This window comes from Rhizobium sp. NFR07 (genome assembly GCF_900111905.1).
Classification (GTDB): domain Bacteria; phylum Pseudomonadota; class Alphaproteobacteria; order Rhizobiales; family Rhizobiaceae; genus Neorhizobium.
In genome coordinates this window covers 81,227-107,678 of record NZ_FOKM01000018.1, presented here as the reverse complement: position 1 = coordinate 107,678, position 26,452 = coordinate 81,227, and the positions used below count along the sequence as shown (strand labels likewise).

At 58.9% G+C, this 26,452-nt stretch carries 24 protein-coding genes and 1 pseudogene; 10 read left to right on the top strand and 15 right to left on the bottom strand.

Annotated features, from left to right (window positions below):
- Positions 1-13: 13 nt before the first annotated feature.
- Positions 14-628, bottom strand: coding sequence for a response regulator transcription factor (locus BM216_RS28340; RefSeq protein ID WP_093002941.1), 615 nt, complete (start codon positions 626-628; stop codon positions 14-16).
- Positions 629-824: 196 nt separating this feature from the next.
- On the opposite strand from BM216_RS28340, the gene BM216_RS28335 reads away from it, so the two are divergent.
- Positions 825-3,377: an MFS transporter gene (locus tag BM216_RS28335; protein WP_093002939.1), complete on the top strand. Its 2,553-nt coding sequence runs from the start codon at positions 825-827 to the stop codon at positions 3,375-3,377.
- Between the two features lie 78 nt (positions 3,378-3,455).
- Here the strand turns inward: BM216_RS28335 and BM216_RS28330 are convergent, their stop codons facing one another.
- The 4 genes from BM216_RS28330 to BM216_RS28315 form a co-directional block, all read right to left on the bottom strand.
- Positions 3,456-4,616, bottom strand: coding sequence for an L-dopachrome tautomerase-related protein (locus tag BM216_RS28330; RefSeq protein WP_093002937.1), 1,161 nt, complete (start codon positions 4,614-4,616; stop codon positions 3,456-3,458).
- Positions 4,617-4,732: 116 nt separating this feature from the next.
- Complete coding sequence (locus tag BM216_RS28325; protein ID WP_093002935.1) at positions 4,733-5,446, bottom strand: SDR family oxidoreductase; 714 nt, start codon at positions 5,444-5,446, stop codon at positions 4,733-4,735.
- A 50-nt stretch (positions 5,447-5,496) separates the two neighbouring features.
- A complete protein-coding gene (locus tag BM216_RS28320; protein ID WP_093002933.1) occupies positions 5,497-5,805 on the bottom strand; it encodes a putative quinol monooxygenase in 309 nt (102 codons plus the stop codon).
- Positions 5,806-5,871: 66 nt separating this feature from the next.
- On the bottom strand, positions 5,872-6,894 hold the full coding sequence (locus BM216_RS28315; protein WP_093002931.1) for a zinc-binding alcohol dehydrogenase family protein: 1,023 nt from the start codon (positions 6,892-6,894) through the stop codon (positions 5,872-5,874).
- A 116-nt stretch (positions 6,895-7,010) separates the two neighbouring features.
- Between BM216_RS28315 and BM216_RS28310 the strand changes: the two genes are divergently transcribed.
- From BM216_RS28310 to BM216_RS28290, 5 genes are all read left to right on the top strand, one after another.
- Complete coding sequence (locus BM216_RS28310; RefSeq protein ID WP_093002929.1) at positions 7,011-7,412, top strand: winged helix-turn-helix transcriptional regulator; 402 nt, start codon at positions 7,011-7,013, stop codon at positions 7,410-7,412.
- Between the two features lie 53 nt (positions 7,413-7,465).
- A complete protein-coding gene (locus BM216_RS28305; protein ID WP_093002927.1) occupies positions 7,466-8,425 on the top strand; it encodes a GlxA family transcriptional regulator in 960 nt (319 codons plus the stop codon).
- A gap of 140 nt (positions 8,426-8,565) precedes the next feature.
- A complete protein-coding gene (locus BM216_RS28300; protein WP_093002925.1) occupies positions 8,566-9,105 on the top strand; it encodes a carboxymuconolactone decarboxylase family protein in 540 nt (179 codons plus the stop codon).
- Between the two features lie 138 nt (positions 9,106-9,243).
- Positions 9,244-10,002, top strand: a complete 759-nt coding sequence (locus BM216_RS28295; protein ID WP_093002923.1) for an SDR family oxidoreductase — start codon at positions 9,244-9,246, stop codon at positions 10,000-10,002.
- Positions 10,003-10,062: 60 nt separating this feature from the next.
- On the top strand, positions 10,063-11,295 hold the full coding sequence (locus BM216_RS28290) for an MFS transporter (RefSeq protein ID WP_093002921.1): 1,233 nt from the start codon (positions 10,063-10,065) through the stop codon (positions 11,293-11,295).
- A gap of 94 nt (positions 11,296-11,389) precedes the next feature.
- Here the strand turns inward: BM216_RS28290 and BM216_RS28285 are convergent, their stop codons facing one another.
- Positions 11,390-12,226, bottom strand: a complete 837-nt coding sequence (locus tag BM216_RS28285) for an SDR family oxidoreductase (protein WP_093002919.1) — start codon at positions 12,224-12,226, stop codon at positions 11,390-11,392.
- Positions 12,227-12,322: 96 nt separating this feature from the next.
- Between BM216_RS28285 and BM216_RS28280 the strand changes: the two genes are divergently transcribed.
- Positions 12,323-12,619: a LysR family transcriptional regulator gene (locus BM216_RS28280; RefSeq protein WP_244530368.1), complete on the top strand. Its 297-nt coding sequence runs from the start codon at positions 12,323-12,325 to the stop codon at positions 12,617-12,619.
- Between the two features lie 9 nt (positions 12,620-12,628).
- Here the strand turns inward: BM216_RS28280 and BM216_RS28275 are convergent, their stop codons facing one another.
- The 3 genes from BM216_RS28275 to BM216_RS28265 all read right to left on the bottom strand — a co-directional run bounded on the left by BM216_RS28275 (position 12,629) and on the right by BM216_RS28265 (position 14,663).
- Positions 12,629-13,246, bottom strand: a complete 618-nt coding sequence (locus BM216_RS28275) for a DUF1419 domain-containing protein (protein ID WP_093002977.1) — start codon at positions 13,244-13,246, stop codon at positions 12,629-12,631.
- A 114-nt stretch (positions 13,247-13,360) separates the two neighbouring features.
- Positions 13,361-14,311 (bottom strand): DUF3991 and toprim domain-containing protein, encoded by a 951-nt coding sequence (locus tag BM216_RS28270; RefSeq protein ID WP_143102888.1) that lies wholly within the window; start codon positions 14,309-14,311, stop codon positions 13,361-13,363.
- Between the two features lie 172 nt (positions 14,312-14,483).
- On the bottom strand, positions 14,484-14,663 hold the full coding sequence (locus BM216_RS28265) for a hypothetical protein (protein WP_093002917.1): 180 nt from the start codon (positions 14,661-14,663) through the stop codon (positions 14,484-14,486).
- Positions 14,664-15,127: 464 nt separating this feature from the next.
- Between BM216_RS28265 and BM216_RS28260 the strand changes: the two are divergent.
- The 3 genes and pseudogenes from BM216_RS28260 (at position 15,128) to BM216_RS28250 (ending at position 17,369) form a co-directional block, all read left to right on the top strand.
- Positions 15,128-15,670 (top strand): annotated as a pseudogene (locus BM216_RS28260) (SOS response-associated peptidase family protein).
- 165 nt (positions 15,671-15,835) lie between these two features.
- Positions 15,836-16,747 (top strand): DNA-processing protein DprA, encoded by a 912-nt coding sequence (locus BM216_RS28255; RefSeq protein ID WP_093002915.1) that lies wholly within the window; start codon positions 15,836-15,838, stop codon positions 16,745-16,747.
- Positions 16,710-17,369 carry a hypothetical protein gene (locus BM216_RS28250; protein WP_093002913.1) on the top strand — a complete coding sequence of 220 codons (660 nt, stop codon included), beginning with the start codon at positions 16,710-16,712 and terminating at the stop codon, positions 17,367-17,369. Before BM216_RS28255 ends, BM216_RS28250 begins: the two co-directional genes overlap by 38 nt.
- 33 nt (positions 17,370-17,402) lie before the next feature.
- Here the strand turns inward: BM216_RS28250 and BM216_RS28245 are convergent, their stop codons facing one another.
- From BM216_RS28245 to BM216_RS28220, 6 genes are all read right to left on the bottom strand, one after another.
- The gene (locus tag BM216_RS28245; RefSeq protein WP_093002911.1) at positions 17,403-18,647 is read right to left on the bottom strand and encodes a phosphoribosyltransferase family protein; all 1,245 of its coding nucleotides are present in this window, start codon (positions 18,645-18,647) and stop codon (positions 17,403-17,405) included.
- Between the two features lie 14 nt (positions 18,648-18,661).
- Complete coding sequence (locus BM216_RS28240) at positions 18,662-19,624, bottom strand: DNA-processing protein DprA (RefSeq protein ID WP_244530367.1); 963 nt, start codon at positions 19,622-19,624, stop codon at positions 18,662-18,664.
- 15 nt (positions 19,625-19,639) lie between these two features.
- Positions 19,640-20,560 carry a S1 family peptidase gene (locus BM216_RS28235; protein WP_244530366.1) on the bottom strand — a complete coding sequence of 307 codons (921 nt, stop codon included), beginning with the start codon at positions 20,558-20,560 and terminating at the stop codon, positions 19,640-19,642.
- A gap of 305 nt (positions 20,561-20,865) precedes the next feature.
- Positions 20,866-24,129, bottom strand: a complete 3,264-nt coding sequence (locus tag BM216_RS28230) for an error-prone DNA polymerase (RefSeq protein ID WP_093002905.1) — start codon at positions 24,127-24,129, stop codon at positions 20,866-20,868.
- On the bottom strand, positions 24,129-25,640 hold the full coding sequence (locus tag BM216_RS28225; RefSeq protein WP_093002903.1) for a Y-family DNA polymerase: 1,512 nt from the start codon (positions 25,638-25,640) through the stop codon (positions 24,129-24,131). Before BM216_RS28225 ends, BM216_RS28230 begins: the two co-directional genes overlap by 1 nt.
- Positions 25,561-26,316 carry an ImuA family protein gene (locus BM216_RS28220; protein ID WP_093002901.1) on the bottom strand — a complete coding sequence of 252 codons (756 nt, stop codon included), beginning with the start codon at positions 26,314-26,316 and terminating at the stop codon, positions 25,561-25,563. The genes BM216_RS28225 and BM216_RS28220 overlap by 80 nt, the downstream gene beginning before the upstream one ends.
- Positions 26,317-26,452: the final 136 nt, after the last annotated feature.

Sequence of the window (26,452 nt, the reverse complement as noted above, 5' to 3'; positions counted from 1 at the left end):
AATTTTGGTTGCGTCAGCCGGCTTTAAGCAGCTCCGCCTTCCGAACCAGGTCGGCGACCGAGGCCGACTTCATCTTGCGCATGACGTTGCCGCGATGAATCTTGACGGTGATTTCGCTCAGTTGCAGCTCATGAGCGATCTGTTTGTTCAGCAGACCTCGGATGACAGCATCCATGACCTGTGTTTCGCGCGGCGTCAGCGTGGCGGCAAGCTTGGATATTTCCATCGTTGCAGACAACTGCGAACGTTGCTCCCGATCTTTCTCGATCGCAGCAGTTACGGCATCGATGATATCCTGATCCCGGAATGGCTTCTGCAGGAAATCAAGCGCTCCCGCTTTCATCGCTCGAACGGTCATCGGGACGTCCCCATACCCGGTCATGAAAATGATCGGCTTTCGATTACCGGCTGCCGCGAGTTTGGTCTGTAACTCCAAACCGCTGAGCCCGGGCAGCCGAACGTCGAGAACCAAGCATCCGGGGCGATCGGGCATGGTCGCGGCCAAGAGTTCGGTGGTAGAGCCAAACCCGACCGAAGCGATCCCAACGGACCTGAGGATTTCGCCGACGCTTTCCCGCATCCCTTCGTCGTCGTCAACGATGGTAACAAGGGGTGTTGCGTCGGTCATGCGTTCTCTCCGGACAAACTCGGCTTGCGGATGTATGAAACGTCGTCGTCAAATCTTCCTACAGAGCTTCAGCCTTACGCGCCATAGACAGAACGCCTACTCCACGCGGTATTTGCTCCTTAGAGGTGCAGACAGGTCCGCGAAGTGCTAACAGAAATCTCGCCAGATCCGATCATCCATTTTAGCGACACATTTCATGGCCGATGTCCTGCCGACCGAGACCTCCACCTTCCATTCGACAGGTGGAGGAACAACCAAACCGATCGCGGTAACCTCGCGAATTCTCGTGTCGAGCCTCATCGGGACGTCTGTCGAATTCTACGATTTCTACATCTATGCGACTGCCGCAAGCTTGATATTCGGGCCACTCTTCTTTCCGGCTTCCGTCTCATCGCTGGAGCTGATCGGAGCCTATGCAAGCTTTGGCATCGCGTTTATGGCGAGGCCGATCGGAGGCGTTGTCTTCGGGCATTTTGGAGATCGGGTGGGTCGCAAGGCCACCCTCGTAGCGTCGCTATTGTTGATGGGCCTCTCAACAGCTGCGATCGGCCTTCTTCCAAGCTACGCGGTCGCGGGTTGGCTAGCCCCCGCCCTCCTCTGTCTGTTGCGTTTCGGCCAAGGCTTGGCGCTCGGGGGAGAGTGGACAGGCGCTGTCCTGCTGGCGCTGGAAAATGCTCCTCCTGGATGGCGGGCCCGTTTTGCGATGTTCGCACCGCTTGGTGCACCAATCGGCTTCCTCTTGGCCAATGGACTATTCCTGTTGCTGACGGTTTCGCTGACCCCGGCAGAGTTCGCCAGCTGGGGATGGCGCATTCCCTTCCTCGTCAGCCTTCCGCTTGTAGGCTTTGGCCTCTGGCTGCGCTTCAACCTGGTTGAAACCCCCGAATTCACCGAGGCGGTCGCTGAGACGAAGCCCGCACGCGTTCCCCTTGTTGAGGTCGTGCGCGATCATTCCTCCCAGCTTATCATCGGCGCCTTCGGTGTCGTCGCATGCTTCTCTCTTTACTACGTGGTGACCGCGTTTGCGCTCGGCTACGGCACGACAAGCCTCGGCTATACAAGAGCTGAATTTCTTGGAGTGCAGCTGATTGCCATCTTTTTCATGGCAGGCTCGATTATCATCGCGAGCTGGCTTGCCGATCGGCTGAGCCACGAACGAGTATTGATCTGGGGATGCGTCGGGACGATCCTGTCAGGCATCGCCATATCGCCGATGATGAGCAGTGGCTCGCTGTCGACGATCTTCCTCTACCTGGCTCTTTCTCTCTGTGCCATGGGCTTCGTCAACGGACCGCTCGGCGCCTGGCTGCCGAGCTTGTTTCCCGCCCGTGTCCGATATTCCGGCACGTCGCTCGCCTTCAACATTGGCGGTATCGTGGGTGGCGCCTTTTCTCCTGTGATCGCTCAGACGCTTGCCTCCACCAGCGGCCTCCTCGCCGTCGGTTTCTACCTGGCGATCACCGGCGGACTGAGCCTTGTCGCATTCGATGCGAGCGCGCGCGCCCGAACCATGCATGCGCTCACGCAAAGTGAGAAGCGCTATCGCGCTATTTTCGAGCAGAACCATGTTTCCCTTTGTGAACTCGACCTATCAAGGCTGCGTGAGAAACTCGATGAGATAGCTCTGGCCAATGGTAGCAGTGTCAGAGATTTCTTCGAACGTCATCCGGGCTCTGCCGACGAATGCGCGGATCTCATACACTTTGTTGACGTCAACGACGCCACAGTGAAGCTATTTGCTTGCAGCTCGGCAGAAGAGCTCCTCGGTCCGATGCGCCGGTTTCTACCGACCAATGCGGACACGTTTCTTTCGTTGATTTTGGCGGTGGAGGATAGCGCTGAACGTTATGAGAAGGAGTTACATCTGCTGACCCGTGAGGGCAAACCGGTTACGGTTCTGTTTATTGCAGCACTGACGACGGATCGCGACGCTCTTGACCGTGTCGCTTGCGCGATGATCGATGTGACTGAGCGTGAGCAAGCGAAGGAGGCACTCCTTGCGGCCCAAGTGCAGCTTGCCCGTGCCGGTCGGGTGGCAACCGTGGGGGCGGTCTCCGCCACTATTGCTCACGAGGTCAACCAGCCGATTGGTGCCGCAGTCATGTTCGCACAGGCTTGCATCCGCTGGCTGAAGTCTGAAACGCCGGACATACAGGCAGCCCATAACGCAGCCGAGAAGGTTGTGCAGCACAGTATGCGCGCCAGCCAGATCATTCAGCGTACTCGCGAGCAGATCAAAGGAAATCAGCCTCGACCTGAACCTGTCGATCTCAAGGAGCTTATCCTGGAGGTGATCGGACTGCTGGAGCGAGAGGTCACATCTTCCGCGACACGCATCAAATCGATGTTTGCGGAGCTCGACCACGTGGTTCTCGCCAACAGGGTGGAAATGCAGCAGGTGATCGCAAATCTAGTCACGAACGCCATCCACGCGATGAACGAGACCTCGCTGGACCGGCGGGAACTGAAGCTGGTCACCGATCAAGTTTCAGAAGAGACCATAAGGCTGACGGTCCGTGACAACGGGACTGGGATCCTACAAGACAACCTTGCAAAGCTGTTCGACCCATTCTTCACAACCAAGTCCGAAGGCATGGGGGTTGGTCTTTCAATCTGCAAGACGATTGTTGAAGCACATGGCGGCTCGCTGGCCGCTCGCAACCATCCTGACGGCGGAGCCGTGTTCGAGATGATCTTGCCCCAGGCAATGACGCCCAGCCATGGAGCCTCAGCCATTCCTGCCGTTTGATACGAGTTACCCGCTGAAATCAGCGGCGATGGGGGCAATCATCGCCGCTGATCCTAATGCAAAAATGAGTTACGCCAATTACTTCTTCAACAGAACCGGGCCGGCGTCGATCTTGATGCGGAGCAGCTTGTAGGGCTTCTTGCGCATGTCGACGCCCTGATGGAAGCCAGCCTGCTTGTCGAGCTGGTTGGCGGTAAAGTAGAGGTAGCCATCCGCCGCGATAGAGAGAGTATCCGGCCACTGAATTTCCCGGGAATGGACGAGCGTCGACCACTTGCCCTTGTCGAACACCCGGATACTGCCATGCTCGTAATCGCCACCGTAGACGCGGCCCTGGTCATCTGTCTCCAGTCCATCGGATGCACCTTTTAGACCAAGGTCCTTGACCTTGGCGGCAAGCTGCTTTCCGCTGACGTTCTGATCGAGAAGTGCTGCCGTCGGTACGGAATAGAGATGGCGGCCGGATACCGCCGAGTAGTACAACGTCTCGCCGTCCGGAGAGATGGCAATCCCATCGCTGGCGATTTGGATTTTGGAGGGTTTTCCGTCCTTCGGACGGTTCATGAACCTCTGGCCGTCTATGACAGCGATGAAATCCTTGTCAGCCGATGTGCTCGGGTCGCCCGATAGGCGACGGAAGGCTTTACCGGACGCGAGATCAACGACGATGATGCCGCCGGGGCCCATCAGAGAGCTGTCGGTCACATAGGCGACACCCTCCGAACCCTTGGTCAGATCGAAACGGATATCGTTCACATAAGTCGACTTGAGAATAACATCTGCTGGGAAAACGATGGTCTTGACCACCTTGTTGGTCGCGAGGTCGACGGCGACCAGCTTGGCACCGCCCTGAAGCGGCGGCTTGAACCCGGGTGCCGCGGTGTCGAGGATCCACAGACGGTTGGCCGGATCAACGACGACGCTCTGGACGCTGATCAGGCTCTTGGCCGGATTGGCCGGGTCCGCTTTATTGATTTCTGCATCGGGGTAGGCCACCGCCTTGCCGTTGATCAACTCCGCTACAGTGAAGGGGACGTCGTCGCCCCAACGTGGATAGTTGATGAAGATGCGGCCATCACGCGCGACGGTAACCCCGGTCGGCATTGCGTCGGTAAAAGTCGCCACAGTTTCAAGCTTCGACGCTTTATCTTCAGCAAAAGACCGGCCAACGGGTAGTGCCAGTATCAAGCCAGTGGTGGCCAGCAATAACAGCGTTTTCTTTATCATTGAGATCTCCATAGAGCACAGCCCATCGATCCCGGCGGGGCGGAGCGCCGACGGGCCGGAAGGGCAAGTTTCGAGACAGTTGCACGGACAAGGCCGGTGCAATGTTTGCTTTCAGTAAGAGGTAGGTTTCATGCGATAGCGCCGCCGCCATCGACGCGGACATTCGAGCCAGTCGCAAACGGCGTGGACATGAGGAAAAGCACAGCATTGGCGATGTCGGCCGGCTTCCCCACTGTCTTTGCTGGCAGGTTGGCGGCGACCTTAGCGAACATTGCGTCTTTTGCGTCCTGGTCCATTTTCGACCAGAGCGGCGTATCGATCAGGCCAGGCGAGACGGTATTCACGCGGACGGGGGAAAGTTCCAGGGCAAGGCCCCGTGCCAAGCCTTCAAGCGCGGCATTGATGGCGCCCTGCAGCACTGACGTGGCCGACGGGCGCTCGCTGAGGAAACCCGAGACCAGGGTCAAGGTGCCTCGTTCGGTGAACCGGGCGAAGCGAGCCACGCGATAAGCGCCCCAGAACTTGCTCTCCATTGCCTGTTGCGCATCGGCAAGCGCAAGCTTGCGCACAGGTCCCGTAGGCGTCTGTGCCGCTGACACGACGATATGATCGAACGGATCGTTTGCCCCGAAAAACGCTTCGACCGCGTTTTCGTCCGCTGTATCGAGAACTGCGGATCGCGCCTGAGGCCCCAACGACTTCAACGCCTCTTCAAGCTTCGGACGTGACCGCGAGGCGATCGTGACAGCAGCACCGGCTGCGGTGGCCGCTTCTGCCACCGCTAGGCCGATACCCGAACTTCCGCCGACAACGAGAACGCGGCTGGTTGCTAGAGATGTCATGATATTACCCTTCCTGCCTCACTCAGGCGCGAGCTCGGCAATATCTGGTTTCAGAGGAGTTGCTGAAGGCGTTGCAGGTGCAACGGTTCCGCAAGAAGCACATCAAGGCGGGCCGCCAGCGATCGGAACGGGGCCGCCTGCGCATGAGCTTCGAGAGCCGAACCATCCCGCCAGCTTTCCAGCATCACAGCTGAATCAGGATCGTCGCGGTCCACGGTAAGATCGTAGAGCAGGCAGCCATCCTCCTTTCGCACGTCCGGCACGATTGCCTTCAATGCATCAAAGAGCGCCGACCGCTGCTCCGGCTTTGCCTTTAACCTTGCAACGAGGTGGATAACCTCCGAAGCCTTCTCGTCCATTGTTCTGTCCTCTTTTCAGGTCACAATCAGGGCGGAAAGATTCGCAATCTTTCCGCCCTCGCCTCTTCACTTGGCCTCGAAACCTTCGAGCACGAGCTTGCCTTTGGTCTTTCCACTTTCGATCGCGGCATGTGCCTTTTTCAAGTTCGCGGCGTTTATGGGAGAAAGCGTCTCAGTGACGGTCGTATAGATCTTCCCCTCGTCGATCAGCCGGGAAACTTCATTTAGCAGCTTGCCCTGTTCGGCAATGTCGGCGGTCTCGAAGATCGAACGCGTGAACATCAGTTCCCAGTGGATCGATGCAGCCTTGCGCTTGAAGCCAAGGACATCGAGGCTGTCCGGATCGTCGATCAAGCCGAAGCGGCCCTGCGGCGCGATGAGCTCGATAATGTCCTTTAGATGACGATGGGTCTCGGTCGTGGAGAAGACGAAGGCCGGCGCGCCTATACCGAGGGCGTCAACCTGTTCAGCAAGCGGTTTGGAATGGTCGATGACATGGTGAGCACCGAGGCTTCTCACCCATTCCTGCGTTTCCGGACGCGACGCTGTGGCAATGACTGTCACATTGGTAAGCGCTCGCACGAGCTGGATTGCGATCGAGCCGACGCCACCCGCACCGCCGATAATGACGATCGCGTTTGCCGCACCTGGCACGGGCTTGCGAATATCCAGCCGGTCGAACAGCATTTCCCAGGCGGTGATGGCTGTCAGCGGCAAGGCAGCAGCCTCTGCGTTGGAAAGCGTTTTGGGTTTCTTGCCCACGATACGTTCGTCAACGAGATGAAACTGGCTGTTTGCGCCGGGACGGATCAGCGAGCCGGCGTAAAACACCTCGTCGCCGACCTTGAAGCCTTTCACGTCAGGCCCGGCTTCAACCACCTTGCCGACCGCATCCCAGCCGAGAATTTTCCATTGACCCGCTTCCGGACTGGCGTTTTTACGAACCTTCGTATCGACAGGATTGACCGAAATCGCCTCGACCTCGACGAGAATGTCGCGGCCCGCCGGTGTCGGCCGGGGAAGTTCGATGTCCTGCAAGGCGTCGTCCCGTTCAATCGCGCCTGCTGCCTTGTAACCGATTGCTTTCATGGGTTTGCTCCTTTGATGAAAGAGGGATTACCGATTGATATGGATCCAAAATGGTCTATATTCGTAGTAGCGCAATACGCACAAAGAACGCACGTAGTATCAAAAAGGATACTGTTATGGCAAAAGCCAGACACTCCCGTTTCGATTGTTCTCCCGGTTGCTCCGTCGAGGCGGCGATCGGCCTCATCGATGGAAAATGGAAGTCGGTGGTCCTTTTCCACCTCCTGTCCGGCACGTTGAGGTTCAACGAGCTCCGCAAGCATATCGTCAATGTCACGCCACGCATGCTGACCAATCAGTTGCGTGAGCTTGAGGACGATGGCCTGATCGAGCGGAAGGTTTATGCGCAGGTCCCGCCGAAAGTCGAATACAGCCTTTCAGAGCTTGGCCGCAGCATGGAGCCGATCCTCCTGGCACTCAAATATTGGGGCGATGCCAATATAGGCCTCTATGGCAAGCCGCGCGGTCTCGATCCGCGAGAGGCGAAAGGCGCGGAGCGTGGCGAAGCCCACGCCTGAGAACTCTATGATCCAGCTTGTCCGTCAATTACGGACCTAATGCGGAAGTCGATATGCGACGCGTTGGTTTCATTATGGAAGATGGCTTCCAGGTCATGGGCATGGCCGCTCTGACCGCCTTCGAATTCGCGAACGATGCACTTGGCGAGGAGATGTACCGGCTGACGGTCATGTCCGAGAAGGGTGGCACGATCCGCTCCTCACTTGGCATCCGTATTGAGACCGAACCGCTTGGCGATTTTCCCGATACGCTGATGGTGGTTGGAGAGCTCGTTCCCAAACTTGCCTCAGCGAAACTGCTTGCCTATATCCGTGATGCCGCGATCCAGTCGCGCCGCGTCGCCGGCGTCTGCACCGGAGCCTTCCTTTTGGCCGAAGCCGGCTTACTGGATGGTCGCACCGCGACCACACACTGGGCCCATGCGAGGACACTGCGAGAGCGTTACCCGGCGATTGTAGTCGACGAAGACAGGATCTTCGTCCATGACAACAACATCTGGACTTCCGCGGGCATGAGTGCTGCCATCGACCTGACGCTCGCCATGATCGAGGATGATCATGGCGCCGAGCTGTCGCGCCTTATCGCCCGCAAGATGGTCGTCTACCACCGCCGGCCCGGCGGCCAGTCGCAGTTCTCGGCCTTGCTGGAACTTGAGCCCCGTTCGGATCGGGTCCGCCGGGCTCTTGTCTATGCCAAGGAGAACCTTCGTAACCCTCTAACCGTAGAGGAACTCGCTGAAGCCGCAAGCCTCAGCCCGCGCCAGTTCAGCCGTCTGTTCCGTGACGAAACGGGGCAATCACCGGCGAAAGCAGTTGAGCGCCTGCGACTGGAAGCAGCCAAGGCGATGCTCGAAGACGGCCGCCATCCGATCGATATTGTTGCAAGGGATACCGGCTTTGCGGACCGGGACCGTATGCGCCGGGCGTTCTTGCGTTCTTTCGGGCAGCCGCCCCAAAGCCTTCGCCGCAGCTTGAGGCTGATCGAAGGTGATCGTGCCGAGGTCGCCGCCTGAAGTTTCTTCGAATTGTTCGATCCGATCACTCTGTAGACCCGGCCTGTCGACGCCAGTGGTCAACGACGACCGATAGCACGAAGTTACAAGCTTGACACTCTCCTGCTGCGCATCATCGCGGCGCTTGAAGGAGATCAACCATGTCAGCAATTTCAACGCTTTCAGACAACGAGGTAACACCGCATGTGGCAGAGGTCTTTGCCTCGGCAAAGGCCACCATGGGGAAAGTCCCTAACCTCTACCGGGTCCTTGCCCATGCACCGGCAGCCCTCGACGTCTATGCCGGGAGCAAGGGATTTCTGCGCGATGGCGTCCTTTCCCCTGCGGCCCAGGAGCAGATCGCTATCGCCATTGCAACCGCGAACGGCTGCGATTATTGCCTCGCCGCACATACTGGCGGAGCGCGCGCGGCGGGGGTCAGCGCCGAGGATCGCGCCAATGCCCAAAAAGGACGAACGTCCGATCCTAAGATCCAGGCCATTCTCGAGCTCGCTCTCGCAATTAATGCGACCCACGGGCAGGGAGCGGCTGCAGCGCTTGAGGCAGCCAGAGCCTATGGCCTGACGGATGCGGAAATCCTGGAGACGATCGCTCACGTAGCCGTCAACATCCTCACCAACAGCGTCAACAACACTGTCGGCACCGTGCTTGATTTTCCAAAGGTCGAGCGCGTCGCCTGACAATGCTTCATCCCGATCATGCAAGCTGTATGTCCTAAAATGACGTTTAGTTGTCATTTCAGACACAGAGGCCGTGAGGCATGATCTTCCCATCGAAGCACCGCTTCCACCGAAACCCAGATCCAAAGGAGAGCTTTCATGCAAATCGAGAACAATACGATCTTCATCACGGGCGGCACATCCGGCATTGGCCGCGCATTGGCGGAATCTTTTCACCGCCTCGGTAACAAGGTCATCATCGCCGGCCGCCGCAAGGCGCTACTCGATGAGGTGACCGCCGCCAATCCGGGCATGGATGGCGTCGAACTCGACATCGCCGATCCCGGAGATATCGAGCGCGTCGCAGCCCGGCTGATCCGCGACTATCCCTCGCTCAACGTCCTCGTCAACAATGCCGGCATCATGCCTTTCGACGACGCGGGCGGAAAGATCGATGACGCGCAATCGCGGCGGATCATCGACACCAATCTGCTTGGGCCTATCCGCCTGACTTCGGCGCTGATCGACCATCTCAAGGCTCAGCCGAAGGCCACGATCATCCACAACACGTCGGTCCTGGCCTATCTGCCGCTCGCATCCACCGCGGTCTATTCCGCTACCAAGGCGGCACTGCATTCCTATGCTCTGTCGCAGCGTTTCCAGCTGCGCGGCACCAATGTCAGCGTCCAGGAAATCGCGCCGCCATGGGTCGACACCGATCTGATCAAGAAGAGCGGCGATCCGCGCGCAATGCCGCTCGACATCTTCATCGAGAAGACGATGAAGGGTCTCGGTACCGAGGCCGAGGAGATCTATGTTGAGGAGATCAAGGCGATCCGCGACAATCCCGGCAGCGGAGAGCACGCGCTCTTCAACGCCTTCAACGAATCTCTGGTTACCAACCCCATCCCCGTCTGACGCAACAGCCTGAGACCCGGTTGCCCGAAAGGCAGCCGGGCCATTCGGCTGGAGGTTACCATGCTACAGAAACATGACCTGAAGTCCGCCATACCCGTCAGCGGCCCAGAAATGCGCCGGCCCGAGCCATCCATGTTGCCGGCCTGGTTCCTGGCCCTCGGCACCTTCGCAATCGGCACCGAAGGTTTCATGATCGCCCCACTGTTGCCGACCATCTCAGCCGATCTCGGCATGAGCCTGTCGGCGACGGCCATGCTGGTTGTGGTCTTCACCCTGGTACTGGCCCTCAGTTCGCCGATCGCAACGGTTATAACCGGCGGGCTGCGTCGTCGGGACACATTGCTACTTGCCATGACACTCTTCACGGGCGGCAATCTGATCGCGGCCTTCGCTCCTGGGTTTGGCACGCTGATATGTGCCCGCATCTTGATGGCGGTCGCCGCCGGTCTCTATGCGCCGAACGCCAACGCGCTTGCCGGAATGATCGTGCCAACAGAAAAGCGGGGACGCGCGCTCGCCATCGTCAGCGGTGGAATGACGATCGCGATCGCACTCGGCCTGCCGCTTGGTTCGATCATCGGCCATGCATTTGGCTGGCGCTCGACATTTCTCATGGTCGCCGCCATGGGAGTTGCCGCGATTATCGGCATCCTCGCAGGTGTCGGCCGCGACGCCGGTGCTCACATGACTATCGCAAGCCTCGGCGAGCGTATTGGCGTGATCCGTCAGGCACCCGTGTTAAAACTGCTGTCGGTGACGTTGTTCTGGTCAATGGGCGCCTATACGGCCTATCCCTATATCGCCCCCTACCTCTCGCAGACGCTTGGGTTTGCCGACAGGGGCATTGCGGCAACCGTTACGCTATGGGGCGTATTCGCAGCGCTCGGCGTCTTCACCGGCGGCGCACTGAACGATCGGTTCGGGTCGCTCAAGGTCGCGAAGCTCTCGCTTATTGCGCTCGCCCTGTCTTTCGCCGCTTTGGCTGTGGCCACAATACTTCCGGGTATGGGTGCCGTTTTGCTGGCACTTCTCGCCGTCGCCGGATGGGGGTTCAGTGTCTGGTCCTTCTTTCCCGCGCAGATGGCTCGACTGATCGTTGCCGGAGGACAGAGCCACGCCTCCGTCGCACTCTCTCTCAACACATCCACCATGTATCTCGGCTTTTCCATCGGCAGTGCGATCGGCGCCGGGATCATCGCAATTGGCAATGTCTGGATGATCGGTGCTGCGGCTGCCGTGATGGAACTAGTTGCCGTGGCTCTGGATGAAATCTGGAGACGCAGACAATCCTGACGGGAACGACGTGGAACTAAAGATGCGCCACCGCAGATGTCTGTGGTGGCGCCATCAGTAGGGAGATCGCCATTAGCTCGCGTATCCGATGGGATTACGTGAAATCTGTCCACGCGGCCGAGAGCCGTTGGTCCTCGACCTGGTTCAGCCTCTGGGACAGCGCGCTTGTTATATTGGTATAGGCATCACTCCCCAGAACCAGCCGTAGAGCATTCGTGGAATTGTCGGTTGCTTCGATGATAGCGGCGGCCATCTTTATTGGGTCTCCGATTGGGTTGCGGGCAGGATCCCGTAGGATCGATCCGAGCGAAGCAATTGGGGTTTGCTCATATCCCGGAGGCGTGTTCGACAGATGCTCGGCTGCAGCGTTGCGGAACGATGTTCGAGCCGCACCAGGCTCTACGATCAGTACACGGAGCCCAAAAGAACCGATCTCCTTTGAAAGCGATTCAAAATAGCCTTCGAGCCCCCATTTACTCGCGTGATACGCGGATACCCCGGGATGGGTGGCCTGGCCGCCGTAACTCGAAATCGCAATGATGGTCCCCTTCCCTCGCGCGCGCATATGCGGAAGCGCATACTTGGTGAGGAGAATGGGGGCGACCAGATTGACTTCAAGTTGCCGTCGCAATTGCTCTTCCGCTATGCCCTCGGCCGCACCAAAGAGGCCGTAGCCGGCGTTGTTGACGAGGACATCGATACCGCCGAAACGATTAGCGGCGGCTTCAACGATAGAGGCAAATCTCGGCGCGCCAGCGGCAAGATCTAGCGGCTCTACCGCGAGGGTATCGGGATATTTTTCAATCAGCTGCTGCAGGTCGGGCTTGCTGCGGGCAGTGCCGAATACAGAGTGCCCGGCGGCAAGGAGCTGCTCGGCCAGTTCACTCCCCAGCCCACGGCCAATTCCAGTTATGAACCAGACTTTATGCATTTCAGAGGTCCTCACATTAGTAATGGCCTCTCAAATAGCGAGCGAATTTACGAAGCAGAATTGCACAAGATTGGATGGACTGTTAGCTAATTGGCCATGAATGAAAAGCCAACCTTCGCTGAACTGGGCGCATTCCTGGCGGCTGCGCGCCATCGCAACTTTCGTAAAGCAGCCGACGAACTTGGCATTGCACCATCGACACTCAGCCATTTCATCCGACGGCTTGAGGAGCGTCTTGAGACGCGTCTTCTCCACAGAAGCACACGAAGCGTGTCGCTCACATCAGCCGGCGAAGCGCTCGCGAACCGGCTGTCTCCGCTAATTCATGATCTGGATGAGGCATTAGTGGAGGCGGCAAATACCAAGGACAGCCCACGGGGCCCACTGAAATGAAGGCCGCCGTCAGGCAGCGATGGTTTCCGGCAGAAGACGGAATTGTACTGGCAGCTTGGCGGCGATCTCCTCGTCGGTCAGATCGTCGAGCAGCTTCCAGACCTTGCCTTGAGCTGAGGGATAGACGAGCACGATCTGGCGATTGCGCAGATCGGCTGGAAAGCGAGCGTCGGCATAGCCACGAAAATCCGGACCGGTCGCGCTCCAGATATGATCGAGCTTTTCCTGTCGGTTCATGGCGCGCACTGGGCGGGATTCCCGGGCGATGATCTCGCCGCGCATCCGGTCTGGCGACTGACGATCGCCCAGGTCGCAATAGCCGTGGAACCAGCGAGACCGATCGTCAATCGTCAGTGCGAAGAATATGCTGGTGACGCTGGCGGCCAGAAACTCCCGCATGGCGAACATGTCACCGCGGTAAAAGAGCGGCGGTAGGATCTCGAACATGTGGTCGTGATCGGCTTCCGATATCTCAAACCACTCGCCGACATAGCGCCTGCCGGAAATACGGTCATCGTCGAATGGCGACTGGCTGTGGCGGTTGAACAGGGCGTACATTTCGTGGCGACTGGCGACGCCTTCAAACACTTTACGATGTGCTGGACGGATTGCTGGAGAAACGGACATCTGCGGCTCCTTCGGGGTTGCGGCTGAAGAGGAAGCCTGATCGACCTCTTCTTTCAGTCCTTTGATCACCCCTCCTCAGCCGGCGCTTCGCGGGCAGCGGGTCAAGGGCCGCCCTCAGGCGGGCGGCAGCTTCACCCTTGATGCGCTGTCCGCGTATGCGGCAGCTCCTCTCTCCCTCCTCTGTTTCAATTCCTCATTCCAATCCTCACTTCGTGGCCTCAGCCGCGAGAAGTCACACCCGGCGCATTCCGCCATCTGCCGCAGACGATCGGCAAACACTTCACCCTGGACATTGTTGTCGGTTGCGGCCACCAGCCACGCGCCCTCCCCGGAAGCCAAGGTCTCCAACGCCTGCGCCGTCATCGGCGACCAGCCGCCACCGGTGCTGACATAGATCGTGTCCGGTCTTATCTGTTCGATCGCGGCAAGGCTGAGCGCATCGATCGCCGCCTCCGTCACACAGATCCGACGAGCGCCGTACATACCAAACCGAAAGAGCACCTTGGCGCCGCCGGTGGAAAACCCGCGCCAGTCCGGGCCGCGCTCCTCCCAGCCGATGACGGCGCCAGCCTCATCGACATGCTTTGCCCACATCGAGCCATATGGGCCTTCCCGAAGGACGTCCGCGTCGATCGCCGCAGAGATGACCTGCCAAGGCAGCGCCCGGTTCTGTCGAAGGTAGCTCCACGTTGCCGATGCGCGCCACGGCCGTTTTCGGTGGTTCCAGCGGTCAGTGACAGAATCCACCGTTTGCCTTTGATAAAGAGGCTTCTCCCAGGCCGGCGCGGTTGGCTGAAACGCGACGAGATCGCCGACCACCGCCAGGGTCTCGGCAAAGCCGATCCCATGGAGATAGCTTGCGAGCGCGAAAACATCGCCCTTGGCATCCGAACGGGCGTCGAACCAGCCCCTGTCGTCGTGTATTACGATGATGATGTCGTCGTCGCGCCGGAACTTGACTGCCCGGCGCGTGCTTTCTTTCCTGTCGATCGCGAAGCCTTCATGTTCCAGCACGGCTGCGCAGCCCACCCGGGCGCGCAGCTCCTCCATATCCTTCTTTTCCATATTGCTCCTTTATTTTCCTGACTGTTCGGGCTGTCAGCGCCCAGGCCGCGAAGATGGGAGCGCGCAAGGGCGCGGTTCGCAATGTGCAGATCTGCGAGTAAGCTCGCGGCGAAGCCTCCCTTGCGCGCGTATCAGCGCAAGCGGCACGCGCTCCCCCGAAGGGGTGATCGGCTCAATGAGCCGATCCGTAGGCAAAGGGATCGTATTCGTTGATGATGGCGCCCTCGTCGCCGTCATACTCGGCGGAAGGCATGACGCCGATTTCGCCATCGATTTCGAAGAGGGTGACCGGGACCATGAGGGTCCGGGCAAGATCGAGTGCGTGGTTTTGTGCGAGGCTGAGATCCGACATGTGAGGCTCCATCCGGTGGCGGGGCCGATCCCCGCTCGATGGCGCCCGTTTGATCCGGACCCGGCCGCGGTCACCTCGGCGGCGCAGCAAGAGAGGTCGCAGTAGCTGCGAACCCCTTGTGGGTTGACCGTCCAAGGACGGGGCTGGGTTAGGGATGCCAGACAAAAGAGCTGGGTTGGCAACACCAATGGTTGGAGCGCAATTGCGTTCGGTCTGAATTGCACGGCCACTTTCGTGATCAAGCAACCTGCTGGTTCGGTGACAACGAAGGCATGGAACTTCGCGCCATCGGCCTGCTGGGATGGGAACATTGAGGTTACGTTACGTGTTGCGAGAGACGCTGATCGACGCACGCGTCAGGGATGACAGCCCGAAGGGTGAAGACTTGAAATTCAAGGCTTCAGCGCAGCCAACAGCCCGGTCCCGGAGGGTGACGCCATACTCAGGAAAGCCAGGTCTCGCCTATGTGCAACGATTATGAACAACACATCCGCTACGCCGAATACTGCAAGATGATACAAGACCTGGCGCTCGGTATCCCCTCGCATCAAACCGAACTCGATATGCCGCAGGCCGACGATATCAAAATAGGCGACACCGCGCCGGTCATACGGGCTGCCGACGACGGCTGGTATCCCGCAACCGGTAAGGGCGGCTCGGTTTTCAATTTTCGCTCGGAAGGCAGACATTTCGGCGACAGCCACCGCTGTCTTATTCCGGCGAGTGCCTTTTCGAGTTCACCGGGAAGAAATACCCGAAGGCGAAGCACCGGTTCGCGCTCAATGGTGCTCCATTCATGGCGATAGCGGGTAATATGGCGCCAAGGCGAGGGCAACCATCCGCCGGCGTTCGCGGGGCTGACCACAGAACCCGGGCCGGATGTGAAGCCATACCACGATCGCCAAATCGTCGTCCTTCAATCCGAAGATTGGAGTGCATGGATTGACCTGACGAAGACCGAGGCAGAGTTACTGCGGCCACTTCCGCAAGGTTCGCTAGCGGCTTAGACCGTGCGGTCAGGAAACGATTAGGATTGGCACTTGTTAGCGTCATGGATATTGATGTTCTCTCTTTGTTCTCCTATAAGGTGTTAAGAAGACGTTGGGCGGCTCGATTAAGCTTGACGCATCCTTGCCATGGCATGTGAATGAAAAAAGAACTGGGCGGAAAAAATGAAGCAAGCGACTCTTTGGAACGTCAAGAACGACGTGGGACCGTTATTTGATCCTATCGACGCCGCGCTTGAACTTGGCGCGTACGAGGCAATGTGGACCGAACAAAATGCAAGCTTCAAGTCACTTGCAGAAAAGTTCGCAGAATCTCCTGATGCCCGTCCATCTGATTTCATCCCCCCGGAACAGGCAAGGCTGGTCGCAAACCGGGTTATTGACAGGCTCCGCGGTCCTGATGGGACGCGCTTTGATGTGCGCGTCAGGGGCGAACTCGAATATCCCGAGCGGTTGCGGCAAGCCACCCATCCCGTGGAACTCCTTTATTTTCAGGGCCGGTGGGAGCTGATCGCGACGCGATCAGTAGCCGTTGTGGGCACCAGAAAACCAAGTGGCGAGGGGTTGAGCCGGGTTAGGCATCTTGTGAAGAGGCTCGTGCAAGATCAGTTTACAATCGTATCGGGCCTCGCTGAAGGCGTCGATACGGAAGCTCACAACGCTGCAATTGCAGCTGGTGGTGAGACGATCGCGGTCATCGGCACGCCCTTGAACCATGTCTACCCGAAATCGAACGCGAGCCTGCAGGAGCGTATCGCGAAGGACCATTTGCTGATCAGCCAAGTCCCGCTGGAGCGATATGAGGCTCAAAACTTCCGAGTGAACCGTTTCTTTTTCCCCGAGAGGAACAAGACGATGTCGGCCCTCACGGAGGCGACCATCATCGTTGAAGCCGGAGAAACATCCGGAACGCTGGTGCAGGCGAGAGAGGCTCTTAAGCAAAAACGGAAACTCTTCATTTTGAACAGCTGTTTTGAACGATCGGATCTGACGTGGCCAACGCGGTTTGAAGCCGAAGGCGCCATAAGAGTACGCGAATATGACGACATCAGACGCGAGCTGGTCAGCTCGTCTTAGGGTCGTAGGCGATCTCGAGCGCCCCGATCACTTCTATCTTGATGATACCGATACCTGCGCGTATTTCGGTACGTATACGCCGCGGGCGGGATTCGCTCACAGTTATACAAATCAGATCATCAGCAATCTAAAGAAGAGCCCCTCCGTTCGTAACACCGGACAATGGCAGCACAAGCAGCGCGCGATTGCCAATGTCGGGGCCGCGATTGCCCAGAACGTCAACGCTAACAGCTGGCAGAATACAGTATTTGTCCCCATTCCGCCGTCGAAACGGCGAGATTCGCAAGAATTCGATGACCGAATGTTGCGCGTGGCTCAAGCGATGGGACACAACGCAGATGTGCGCGAAGTGCTTTATACTGCGGTGGAACGAGAGGCCAGACATACAAAGACTGATCGACGTGACCGCGATGCGTTGCGAGCATCGCTAGCAATCGATCCTCGCTTTGTCCCCAACCCCAAGCCGCAAGTCGTTCTTCTCGATGACGTACTCACGACCGGATGTAGTTTCAAAGTCTGTAAAGAGATGATTGGCGAAATCTGGCCCGAATCGTCCATCATCGGCGTATTCGTTGCACGCCGCGTTCCGCAGAATCCGTTCGCTGACTTTGATACGGAATAGCTGCCAGCTGCGTCGACGCTCTCACGCGTGAACCTACGGCCAGTCCCACGCCGAATATCGTTTGAAGGCGTCCGCGACCTGCTCTGGTGCCTGAGGGTTTCGAATTTGCGCACCGTTTGGAAAGACATTTACTTGCGTTGTTGCCGTAGCATACGGCTTGTAGGGATCCTTGAGTTCAGGGGCGGTGCCCGCCAGGGCACGGTAATGATTTCCTCCTGGCGTTTTCAGCCAGGCCGCGCAGATGACGTCAGCTCCCGTCGCTTTAACGAAAGCTCGGGCCGCCTCAAGGGAAAAACCCTCAGTTAAGATGTCGTCGACGACCAAAACGGTCTTGCCTGGCTTAAGAGGACTGGCTTTATATCGACCACCGAGAGCCCCTGTCTTCAATGGGTCACGGCGAAGCCTGATCGTGGACAGCTGATTCCCGTGGTCCAGGGCGATGCCTTGTTGACGGGCCGTCTGAGACTTTTGCGCCGGAGCATGGCGTTCCACAAGATCGACCAAATAGCTGGCACGCAAGGTATCAGCCACAATCTTAAGAGCGTTCGATAGAACCTTCTGGCTGGAATTGGGATGATGGCCTGGATAGGGTGCCACGTAGTTGATGACCCTCCCCAACCCGGAGAAATAGAGGCGCGCGCCCATCAAGCGGCCCCAGAACCGCACATCGCCTTTATTGAATTTCACGGCCTGTTTCGCATCGGTAGAATAGGCACCGGCGGTTGGATAGGACTTGGAATACTCTGCAAGAGGGGCGATGGAATAGACCTTCAGGCCGCCCTGCTCGATCGCCCAAAACCAGTCACCGATTGAAACACAGCAACAATCGACAAACCGAGCGATGTCCTTCGGCGACTCGAATTCGAACCCGTAGGCACTGTTCTGCGCGTGCCAGCGGGCGTTGAGAAACATAAGTTTCCCGTTTCTGGCAGCGATCATATCCTCCTTCGTCGAACCGATATAGATCGCCTCCTCCGGCTGCCAGTTTTGAGTTTTCAAAACATGATCCATAGCACCGGCAAACTGCTTCATCGGCATATCGCGGCCACCGCGATAGTAGGGGATCTTGTGACCGACGACCTCGCTTAGGATATCAGGGATCTCACGCTTTGACGCCGTTTCGATCCAACTGCTGTTGCTGACGATCACCGGCATGACATTTCTGTTCGTTAAGAACGTCAGCAGCTTGATGGTCTCGTCCATTAACACAGGATCGATGCTACCCTTGACAACGAGGGTGTCGCGCAGAGAAAAGATCGCGCCTTTCAAGGTGTACATTTTCACGCGCCCCGCTAAAGAAAACTGGTCTGTCGATACTGTTGGTCGTCACGTACAGATCGCTCTACAAAGTCCCGAAAGGCTTCATCCTGCCCCGGCACGGTGAAAACTTGCCGAGGCCCGCGCCCCGCCGGAAGATTTATCGGTCGATGATCCCATGTGGGTAGCCGTAGACCGGCGATTGCCCTCCCAAGGCCGGCTGCGTACCGAACTGTATGGGCCGTGCCACTGCGTTCCTTCCACTCGACCGGGATGAGCGCTCTGGCCAATGCCGCCTGTAACCTGTTGCGACGAACAAAGTTCATGGCACTGTAGCTTTCCCCCGGTAGATATTCGGTGATGACGGCCCCGCCGGCATCAACAATTTTCTCACGAATCGGCCCGATATTTTTTGGATAATCCGCAGTTATTCCGGTTCCCAACACAGCGATTGTGGGCACTTTTGCGGTAAGGCTGGCATTGTGGATCGATTGATCAATCCCTAGTGCAAGCCCGCTGACCGTGGGGTGGCCCCAATGACTCAGGGTCAGGCCGACATATTCAGCGAGCCATAGCCCGTCGCTGGATGGATCACGGGTTCCGACGATCGCAATAGACGGCACACTCAGGACTTCCGCATTGCCCTGAACGAACAACCAATGTGGCGGATCGTCGAGGTGAAGCAGGGTGCGCGGATAACGTTTGTCGGACCGAAAGACGATCTGGATTTGCCTTGCCTCAAAAGTAGATTCAAGCTGATCGACGGATCTGGCAAGGGCGTTCCTTATTCCGTCCCAATCGGCTTTCGGGCTATTGGGAAGGCGCGCGCCTTTCGATTTGAGCAGCTGGGACAGCTCCTCCCCCTGAGAATTGAAAACAGATTGAAATGATCGTTTCGACTCAGCGATCTGCCAGAGCGTCTGAAAACCTACGCCCTTCATCATCGCCAAAGAGAGGAACGCTGTTTTTTCGCTGGTCAAATCGGGCTGATTGTCCACGTGCACCCCACCGCCTTATTCTGTGCTGCCGGAGCGCTTGGCCGCTCGTGCAGCTTGCCGCGCTTCCAGTTCTTCGCGCGCCATAGCAATGGTTTCTTCAACGGTCGGCGGCAGCTGACGCTGGGGCGTGAGTCCATGCTGTTCCAAAACTTCATGCAACGGCTCAATGCTTAATATAGTGAAGAATCCCGGCTCAGGTTTTCCGAATTGCTCTAGGCTCTCGATAACCATTCCGAGGACGAAGCCACGTTCGTGAAAGACAGGCCCGCCGCTGAAGCCACCGCGTGAAGGGCCCGACACCACGAAACGGACGTAGCGGTCACGATACGTATCCACGACGCCATTGACTTCAACGGTGGCGGCAAGCTGAATTGGATCCTTGGCGGTCGGCACCGGCGGATATCCGAAGACGATACCTTTTGTCAGCAGCCAATCTGCATCCACAATCCAGTCATCGTAGTGAAATCCCAGCGCCATCGCGGGAGTGTTTCTATCGATGCCGCCCATGACGAAGGCGGCGACATCAATCGCATCATCATTGTGGAAAAATGGACCACGGAGGACGTGCGGTTTCTCGTGGTGCATGGACCAGATGGGGATTTCGCCATTGAGCATTCCACCGGTGCGCGCTTCCTCGATCAATTCGTCTCTGAAGATCCAGCCCCTGCTATAAGGAAGGACGGAAAGGACTTCATTGTCTTCCAATACGTGCCGAGCCGTGAGGTAGACGCCCTCTCCAACGTGAAAGGCCGTCCCAATTCCTTCGTCACCCGAGGGCAGCTTGACCACGACGGCAGCACAAGCCAACGCACCAACTCTGAGGATTAACCGTTGAAAATCTTCAGACCATTCGGCGCGTCGCGCTGCCTCCTCGGGTGTCATCGGCCTGGGCGGGCCGCCTTCCGGCCATTCGTTTGTTACGAGCGACTCGTTCATGTTGATGCAGTCCATCCATTGCGAACTAGTGAGGCAGTACCCCATGGCAGTTCAGGCGCTGTGATTTTGCCTTCCGATGAACGTCCCAGTGGAACCGCCCTGAAGACCATACGTGCACGATGAACCGCAGAAATTGACCCCGCCCAGCCGGGCGAAGCGCAGGAGGATCATCGGGTCACGTTACATACAGGGTGAGTTTCTCACCACGTTTATTTTCATACTCCTGTCCAGATCCGACGAAACCGGCGCCCGGCAATACCTTATGCATTGCGCACCTCGACGCACGCATCTCGCAATCTCCTTATCTACTGAAAATTCCTGCTCTTCACCTTCAACGTATCGATGTGCAAGTCAGGCACGAACAAATCCCGCGGTTTCACACCCACCTGCGGCCGCTCACGGCTATCCGGGCTGCCGGGCGCTCCATGGGCGAACTCATCGCCGCGCCCTGACGGCAGCCGGAAACCATCCCGCTCGCCCAGGCTTGCCAGATCGGTGGTCAGATCGAACATCCGTTGCGCCACCAGATGCACGACGCCCCCTTCCCTCTGGATCTTGCCATTGATCGCCATCATTGCCGATCCGAGCACGACGCGACGCTGTTTTTCAAACAGGCTTGGCCAGACAACGACATTGGCGATGCCAGTCTCGTCCTCGATGGTCATGAACATCACACCCTTGGCACTGCCGGGTTTCTGCCGGACGAGAACAAGGCCTGATGTCATCAACCAGCGACCGTCGCGCGCTGATGTCGCATCAGCGCAGGTGACGATGTTTCGGCGGGTGAGATCGTCGCGCAGGAAGCTGACCGGATGGGCACGCAACGTTACGCCCGTATGGCCATAGTCCTCCACGACATTGGCGCCTTCGGTCATCTGCCGAAGCGCCACCTCCGGTTCCTGCTGTTCGGCAATTACCGCCCGCTCGCGACCGGCAGCCGCCGCGAAGAGTGGAAGTGGCTCGTCGCGCAAGGCTTTGATCGCCCAGAGCGCATCGCGTCTTTCAAGTTTGAGAGAAGGCCGGAACGCATCGGCCTCGGCCAGCTTGACCAGGGAGGCCGACGAGACGCCGGCGCGCCGCCACATGTCATCGATGGAAACGAAGAGCTCGTCGCCCCGCGCCACTGCAATCTTTGCCGCATCCTGTTCAGGCAGCCCCCTAACCAGGCGCATTCCCAGACGCACGGCATGGCGGTCGGTCCCCTCGATCCCTTCCAGCGTGCAATCCCACCGCGAACGATTGATGCAAACAGGCCGGATCGCAACACCATGGGCTCGGGCATCCGTGACGATCTGCGCCGGCGCATAGAACCCCATCGGTTGCGCATTGATGAGGGCGGCACAGAACACATCCGGGTAATGGCACTTCACATAGGATGAGGCATAGGCGATGAGAGCAAAGGACGCGGCATGGCTCTCGGGAAAGCCATAGGAGCCAAAGCCCTCGAGCTGCGAGAAGGTCTTTTCGGCGAACTCCTCGGTGTAGCCATTCTTCACCATCCCCTGGACGAGCTTGTCCTTGAACTTGCTGACCCCGCCGGTGAACTTGAACGTCGCCATAGAGCGTCTGAGTGCGTCGGCCTCGCCGGCGGTAAACCCGGCACAGACGATCGCGACTTTCATTGCGCTCTCCTGAAACAGTGGCACGCCCAGCGTCTTGCCGAGCACGGCCTCCAGTTCCGGCTTCGGATAGACGACCGCCTCCTTGCCCTCGCGCCGCCGAAGATAGGGGTGCACCATATCCCCCTGGATCGGACCGGGGCGAACGATCGCCACCTGAATGACCAGGTCATAATAGGTCTGGGGTTTCAGCCGCGGCAGCATCGACATCTGCGCCCGGGATTCGATCTGGAAAGTGCCGAGCGTGTCGGCCTTGCGGATCATCGCGTAAGTGGCCGGGTCCTCCTGCTCGATGGTGGCGAGATCAAGCTTCACGCCCTTGTGCTCTTCCAGCAATGCAAAGCCCTTGGCCATGCAGGTCAACATACCCAAGGCCAGCACGTCCACCTTCATGAACTTGAGCGCCTCGATATCGTCCTTGTCCCATTCGATGGTCTGCCGATCCTCCATCCTGGCCTGCTCGATCGGCACCAGCTCGTCGAGGCGGTCATTGGTCAGGACGAAACCGCCCGGATGCTGGCCGAGATGACGCGGCGCGCCCATCAGCTGCTGCGCCAGCTCCAATGTCAGCCGCAGGCGGCGGTCGGACATGTTCATGTTCAGCTCATTGACCTGCTTTTCGCCGACGCCCTCCTTGCTCCAGCCCCAGACACCGGCCGACAGCGCCGTGATCATGTCTTCGGGCAGGCCGAGCACCTTGCCGACATCGCGCAGCGCTCCCTTGGCGCGGTAGCGGGTGACGGTCGCGCAAAGGGCAGCCTTCTGCCGGCCATAGGTCTTGTAGATCCACTGGATCACCTCTTCGCGTCTGGCATGTTCAAAATCGACGTCAATGTCGGGCGGCTCGTTTCGCTCAGCGGAGATAAAGCGTTCGAACAGCAGATCGTTTGCGGCCGGATCGATCGCCGTGATCCCCAGCACATAACAGACGGCGGAATTGGCAGCACTTCCCCGACCTTGGCAGAGAATGTCTTGAGAGCGCGCAAAGCGGACGATGCTGTAAACCGTCAGGAAATACGGCGCGTAATCGAGTTTGCGGATCAGCTCGAGTTCGTGATTGAGGGTCTTCACCACGTCGTCAGGCACCCCCTCGGGGTAGCGGTCGCGAACGCCCTCCCAGGTGAATTTTTCCAGCGTCTGCTGCGCCGTCAGCCCGGGGATGATTGCTTCCTCCGGATATTGGTAGGTGAGCTCGTTCATGTCGAAACGACAGCGGTCGACAATCTCGCGGGTGCGGGCGAGAGCTTCTGGATAGCGGCTGAACAGCCGGTGCATTTCCTCCGGCGGCTTGAGAAAACGATCGGCATGCCGTTCGCGCAGGAATCCGGCCTGATCGATGGTCGTGCGATGGCGAATGCAGGTGACGACATCCTGCAACTGCCGTCTGCCCGGCTCGTGAAACAGCACGTCGTTGGTGACGACGGCCCGTACCTTGTGCCGGATCGCCAGAGTGTTGAGCTCATGCAGGCGCAGTTGATCATTAGGCCGGCGGCGTAGCGTCAGCGCCATGTAGGCGCGGTCGCCAAATATCTCTTTCACCTTGCGCAGCCGGACGGCGCACGCGTCATCCGCCTCGTCGGGGATCAGGACGGCGAGCAGGCCCTCGGCATAAAGGGCGACATCCGTCAGATCGAGGATGCAATTTCCTTTGCCGCCCCTTTCCTTGCCAAGTGACAGCAGCCGGCATAGCCTCGAATAGGCCGCCCGGTCCGTCGGATAGACCAGGATCGACATGCCGTTCGCCAGATCGAGCCTGCAGCCGACGACGAGCCGGACACCGGTTTCCTTCGCCGCTTCCCAGGCCCGCACGATCCCGGCAAGGCTGTTGCGATCAACAATGCCAAGCGCCTCGATGCCAAGTGCCTGGGCTGTAGTAAACAGTTCATCGCAGCCTGACGCGCCGCGCAGGAAGGAGAAATGACTGGTGACCTGGAGTTCGGCGTAGCGCATCAGCCATAGATCCCGTGCAGGAACCATTTGGCCGTTCCGGTCGCGGGATCCACACCGTCGCCGGAGCGATAGACCCAGAAGCGATTACCGTCCTCATCCTCGACAGAGTAATAGTCCCTGACGGCTTCCATCTCGGAGGAGCGTACCCACCACTCGCCGAACACTCGTTCCGGCCCATCGCCGCGCTTGATGCGCCGGCGTTTGCCGCGCCAGGTCATGGATGCCGGCGGATGGTCGGGCGTGAGCGCAATGACCTCGATCCGTTCCGGGTGCGCCAGCATCCGGCTCGGCCGGGGCCAGCGGGTCGGCCAGGCCTGACCCAGTTTTGCGGCAATGGGGGAGACGCGCCCGACATTGCGCTCGGGAACGTCGCTTTCAACAGGCGCCAGCCGGTACATGCGCTGGCCGCGATTTCCAAAACTGTCTAGCAGCGGTGTGACGTCGACGATGGTTTCTTCGACCAGCGAGGAGATGGACTGCTTTTCTTCGAACGGTTCGATCATGGTAGCAGTGAGGGACAGTTTCTCGATGCCGAACCCGGGATCGATGTTCTCGATGCTGGAACAGAGAAGCTTTGTCAGACGGGGGATATCGCGCACGGGTTTTGCAGTGCCAGCGCGCAGGGACTGCAAGGTGTTGTCGACACGATAGATAATCAGATCGGCGCGGCGAACGCCCTGCCCGCGCGTCTCCAGTGCGGTGCAGAGTTCGACCACCAGCTTGCCGATATATTTGGCGATGGTCTCAGAGGCCCCGATTGGTTCGGAAAAAGAACGCGCCACTTCGACCAGGTCTGCGGTGCGAATGGGGTCGATCGGTTCGGCGAGACGTCCAAACATCTGATCGAGCCTGCGGCCGACCTCCGGCCCGAAGCGCAATGTCAAAGGCGCCCGCGGCGTTGCGGAAAGCTCGCCGACGGTCCGAAACCCAAGCACGCCCAGACCGCTGACGATGTCGGGCGGCAGACGAAGGCTGGAAATCGGCAGGTTGACGACGGCTTTGGCCGTCTCACCAACTGGCACGATGATCACGTCTCGCCGCATGGCGCGCGCAATGGCATGGGCGCTGCCCCAGGTGTCGACGATGGCGCCACGGGCCTGAAGGCCGCGAGCTCTCAACGCATTGACAAGACCAGTCAGCATCGGCAACTCGCCGCCGCGCAGATGGTCGGCGCCCTCGGTGTCCATGACAATGCCGTCGGGAGCATCTATCGCCACTACCGGCGTATATTGGCGCAGCATCCATAGCGCCAGGCGGTCGATCGCCAAGGCGTCGCCGTCCGGATCGGCATCAACTATGTGCAGGCCGGATATCATCGCCTGGGCTTTGGCGGCGGGCATGCCGATGCGGACGCCGGCCTTGAAGGCCGCAGCGTCGATTGCAGAGACGGTGCGTTTTGATCCACTGCGGGAAACAACCACAACAGGTGTTTCAGGCAAAATTCCGGGATCCGCGCGCCTGATCCTGTCCGTCGCGAACGTGGGGAGAAAGACTGATACGACCCGTGGCATCGCAGGCACCTATTTCAAATTCTGCGGCTTCTCCCGCCCTTGCTCTGATCAATTCCGCCAGCCACCGGGCCCGGCCGATGCCCGGCACGGGAAGCGGCTCGGAGGGCAGGACACTGATACGCCAGCGTGTCGTGGCGGCCGTCGGTTGTCCGAAGTCTGCTACCTCCGTCGGGCGCCGCCATCGCCGAAGCGCAATGCCAATCGTTCCCGAAGCCTCCGCCGCAAGTTGCAGGCGCCGCGAGGCGGTCATGGGTAGGCGCACGAGCTCGGCAACCACAGCCCCCAGCCCGCCAAAACGCAGGCCCTCTTCGAAATTCGTGAGCACGTCCTCTTCCCGGTCAGCCTCGACATAGATCACCCGGTCATGATGGAGCCCTGCCTGCGCCAAGGCCGGCGCGAACAGATCCGGCCGTGTCAGGCACCAGAGCACGTCGCCCTTTGTGCGCGCGACGATCCCGGCGACGAACAGAGCGGCGGCCGCGCCATGGACCGCATCGGCGCCACCGCCGGCCACCTCGTGCAAGGCACCGCGGGCCAGCCCACCACCGGGAAGCTTTGCATCGATCTCGGCAATTCCGAACGACAGCACCTCGCCCTTGCGCGCAGCTCCGCCTTCAAGCCGCCGGATGCGGTCCTGAAGCTCGGAAATGACGGGATTGGCGGCAGTGATTGACATCGGGTTCCTACATCAGAGTGCATTTGCACAGCCAAAGAAAGCTGATATGTTCTGTTTTTGTTCTTTAACCGACGATGAGTCAACGGGCAAGAATCGGGTGGACTGCAGCCGGCATCACGAGACGGCTGTTGCTCAT

Coding starts and splice junctions, on each gene's coding strand:
- BM216_RS28340 (WP_093002941.1), bottom strand. CDS start 628: ATGACCGACGCAACACCCCTTGTTACCATCGTTGACGACGACGAAGGG.
- BM216_RS28335 (WP_093002939.1), top strand. CDS start 825: ATGGCCGATGTCCTGCCGACCGAGACCTCCACCTTCCATTCGACAGGT.
- BM216_RS28330 (WP_093002937.1), bottom strand. CDS start 4,616: ATGGAGATCTCAATGATAAAGAAAACGCTGTTATTGCTGGCCACCACT.
- BM216_RS28325 (WP_093002935.1), bottom strand. CDS start 5,446: ATGACATCTCTAGCAACCAGCCGCGTTCTCGTTGTCGGCGGAAGTTCG.
- BM216_RS28320 (WP_093002933.1), bottom strand. CDS start 5,805: ATGGACGAGAAGGCTTCGGAGGTTATCCACCTCGTTGCAAGGTTAAAG.
- BM216_RS28315 (WP_093002931.1), bottom strand. CDS start 6,894: ATGAAAGCAATCGGTTACAAGGCAGCAGGCGCGATTGAACGGGACGAC.
- BM216_RS28310 (WP_093002929.1), top strand. CDS start 7,011: ATGGCAAAAGCCAGACACTCCCGTTTCGATTGTTCTCCCGGTTGCTCC.
- BM216_RS28305 (WP_093002927.1), top strand. CDS start 7,466: ATGCGACGCGTTGGTTTCATTATGGAAGATGGCTTCCAGGTCATGGGC.
- BM216_RS28300 (WP_093002925.1), top strand. CDS start 8,566: ATGTCAGCAATTTCAACGCTTTCAGACAACGAGGTAACACCGCATGTG.
- BM216_RS28295 (WP_093002923.1), top strand. CDS start 9,244: ATGCAAATCGAGAACAATACGATCTTCATCACGGGCGGCACATCCGGC.
- BM216_RS28290 (WP_093002921.1), top strand. CDS start 10,063: ATGCTACAGAAACATGACCTGAAGTCCGCCATACCCGTCAGCGGCCCA.
- BM216_RS28285 (WP_093002919.1), bottom strand. CDS start 12,226: ATGCATAAAGTCTGGTTCATAACTGGAATTGGCCGTGGGCTGGGGAGT.
- BM216_RS28280 (WP_244530368.1), top strand. CDS start 12,323: ATGAATGAAAAGCCAACCTTCGCTGAACTGGGCGCATTCCTGGCGGCT.
- BM216_RS28275 (WP_093002977.1), bottom strand. CDS start 13,246: ATGTCCGTTTCTCCAGCAATCCGTCCAGCACATCGTAAAGTGTTTGAA.
- BM216_RS28270 (WP_143102888.1), bottom strand. CDS start 14,311: ATGGAAAAGAAGGATATGGAGGAGCTGCGCGCCCGGGTGGGCTGCGCA.
- BM216_RS28265 (WP_093002917.1), bottom strand. CDS start 14,663: ATGTCGGATCTCAGCCTCGCACAAAACCACGCACTCGATCTTGCCCGG.
- BM216_RS28255 (WP_093002915.1), top strand. CDS start 15,836: ATGAAGCAAGCGACTCTTTGGAACGTCAAGAACGACGTGGGACCGTTA.
- BM216_RS28250 (WP_093002913.1), top strand. CDS start 16,710: ATGACGACATCAGACGCGAGCTGGTCAGCTCGTCTTAGGGTCGTAGGC.
- BM216_RS28245 (WP_093002911.1), bottom strand. CDS start 18,647: ATGTACACCTTGAAAGGCGCGATCTTTTCTCTGCGCGACACCCTCGTT.
- BM216_RS28235 (WP_244530366.1), bottom strand. CDS start 20,560: ATGAACGAGTCGCTCGTAACAAACGAATGGCCGGAAGGCGGCCCGCCC.
- BM216_RS28230 (WP_093002905.1), bottom strand. CDS start 24,129: ATGCGCTACGCCGAACTCCAGGTCACCAGTCATTTCTCCTTCCTGCGC.
- BM216_RS28225 (WP_093002903.1), bottom strand. CDS start 25,640: ATGCCACGGGTCGTATCAGTCTTTCTCCCCACGTTCGCGACGGACAGG.
- BM216_RS28220 (WP_093002901.1), bottom strand. CDS start 26,316: ATGTCAATCACTGCCGCCAATCCCGTCATTTCCGAGCTTCAGGACCGC.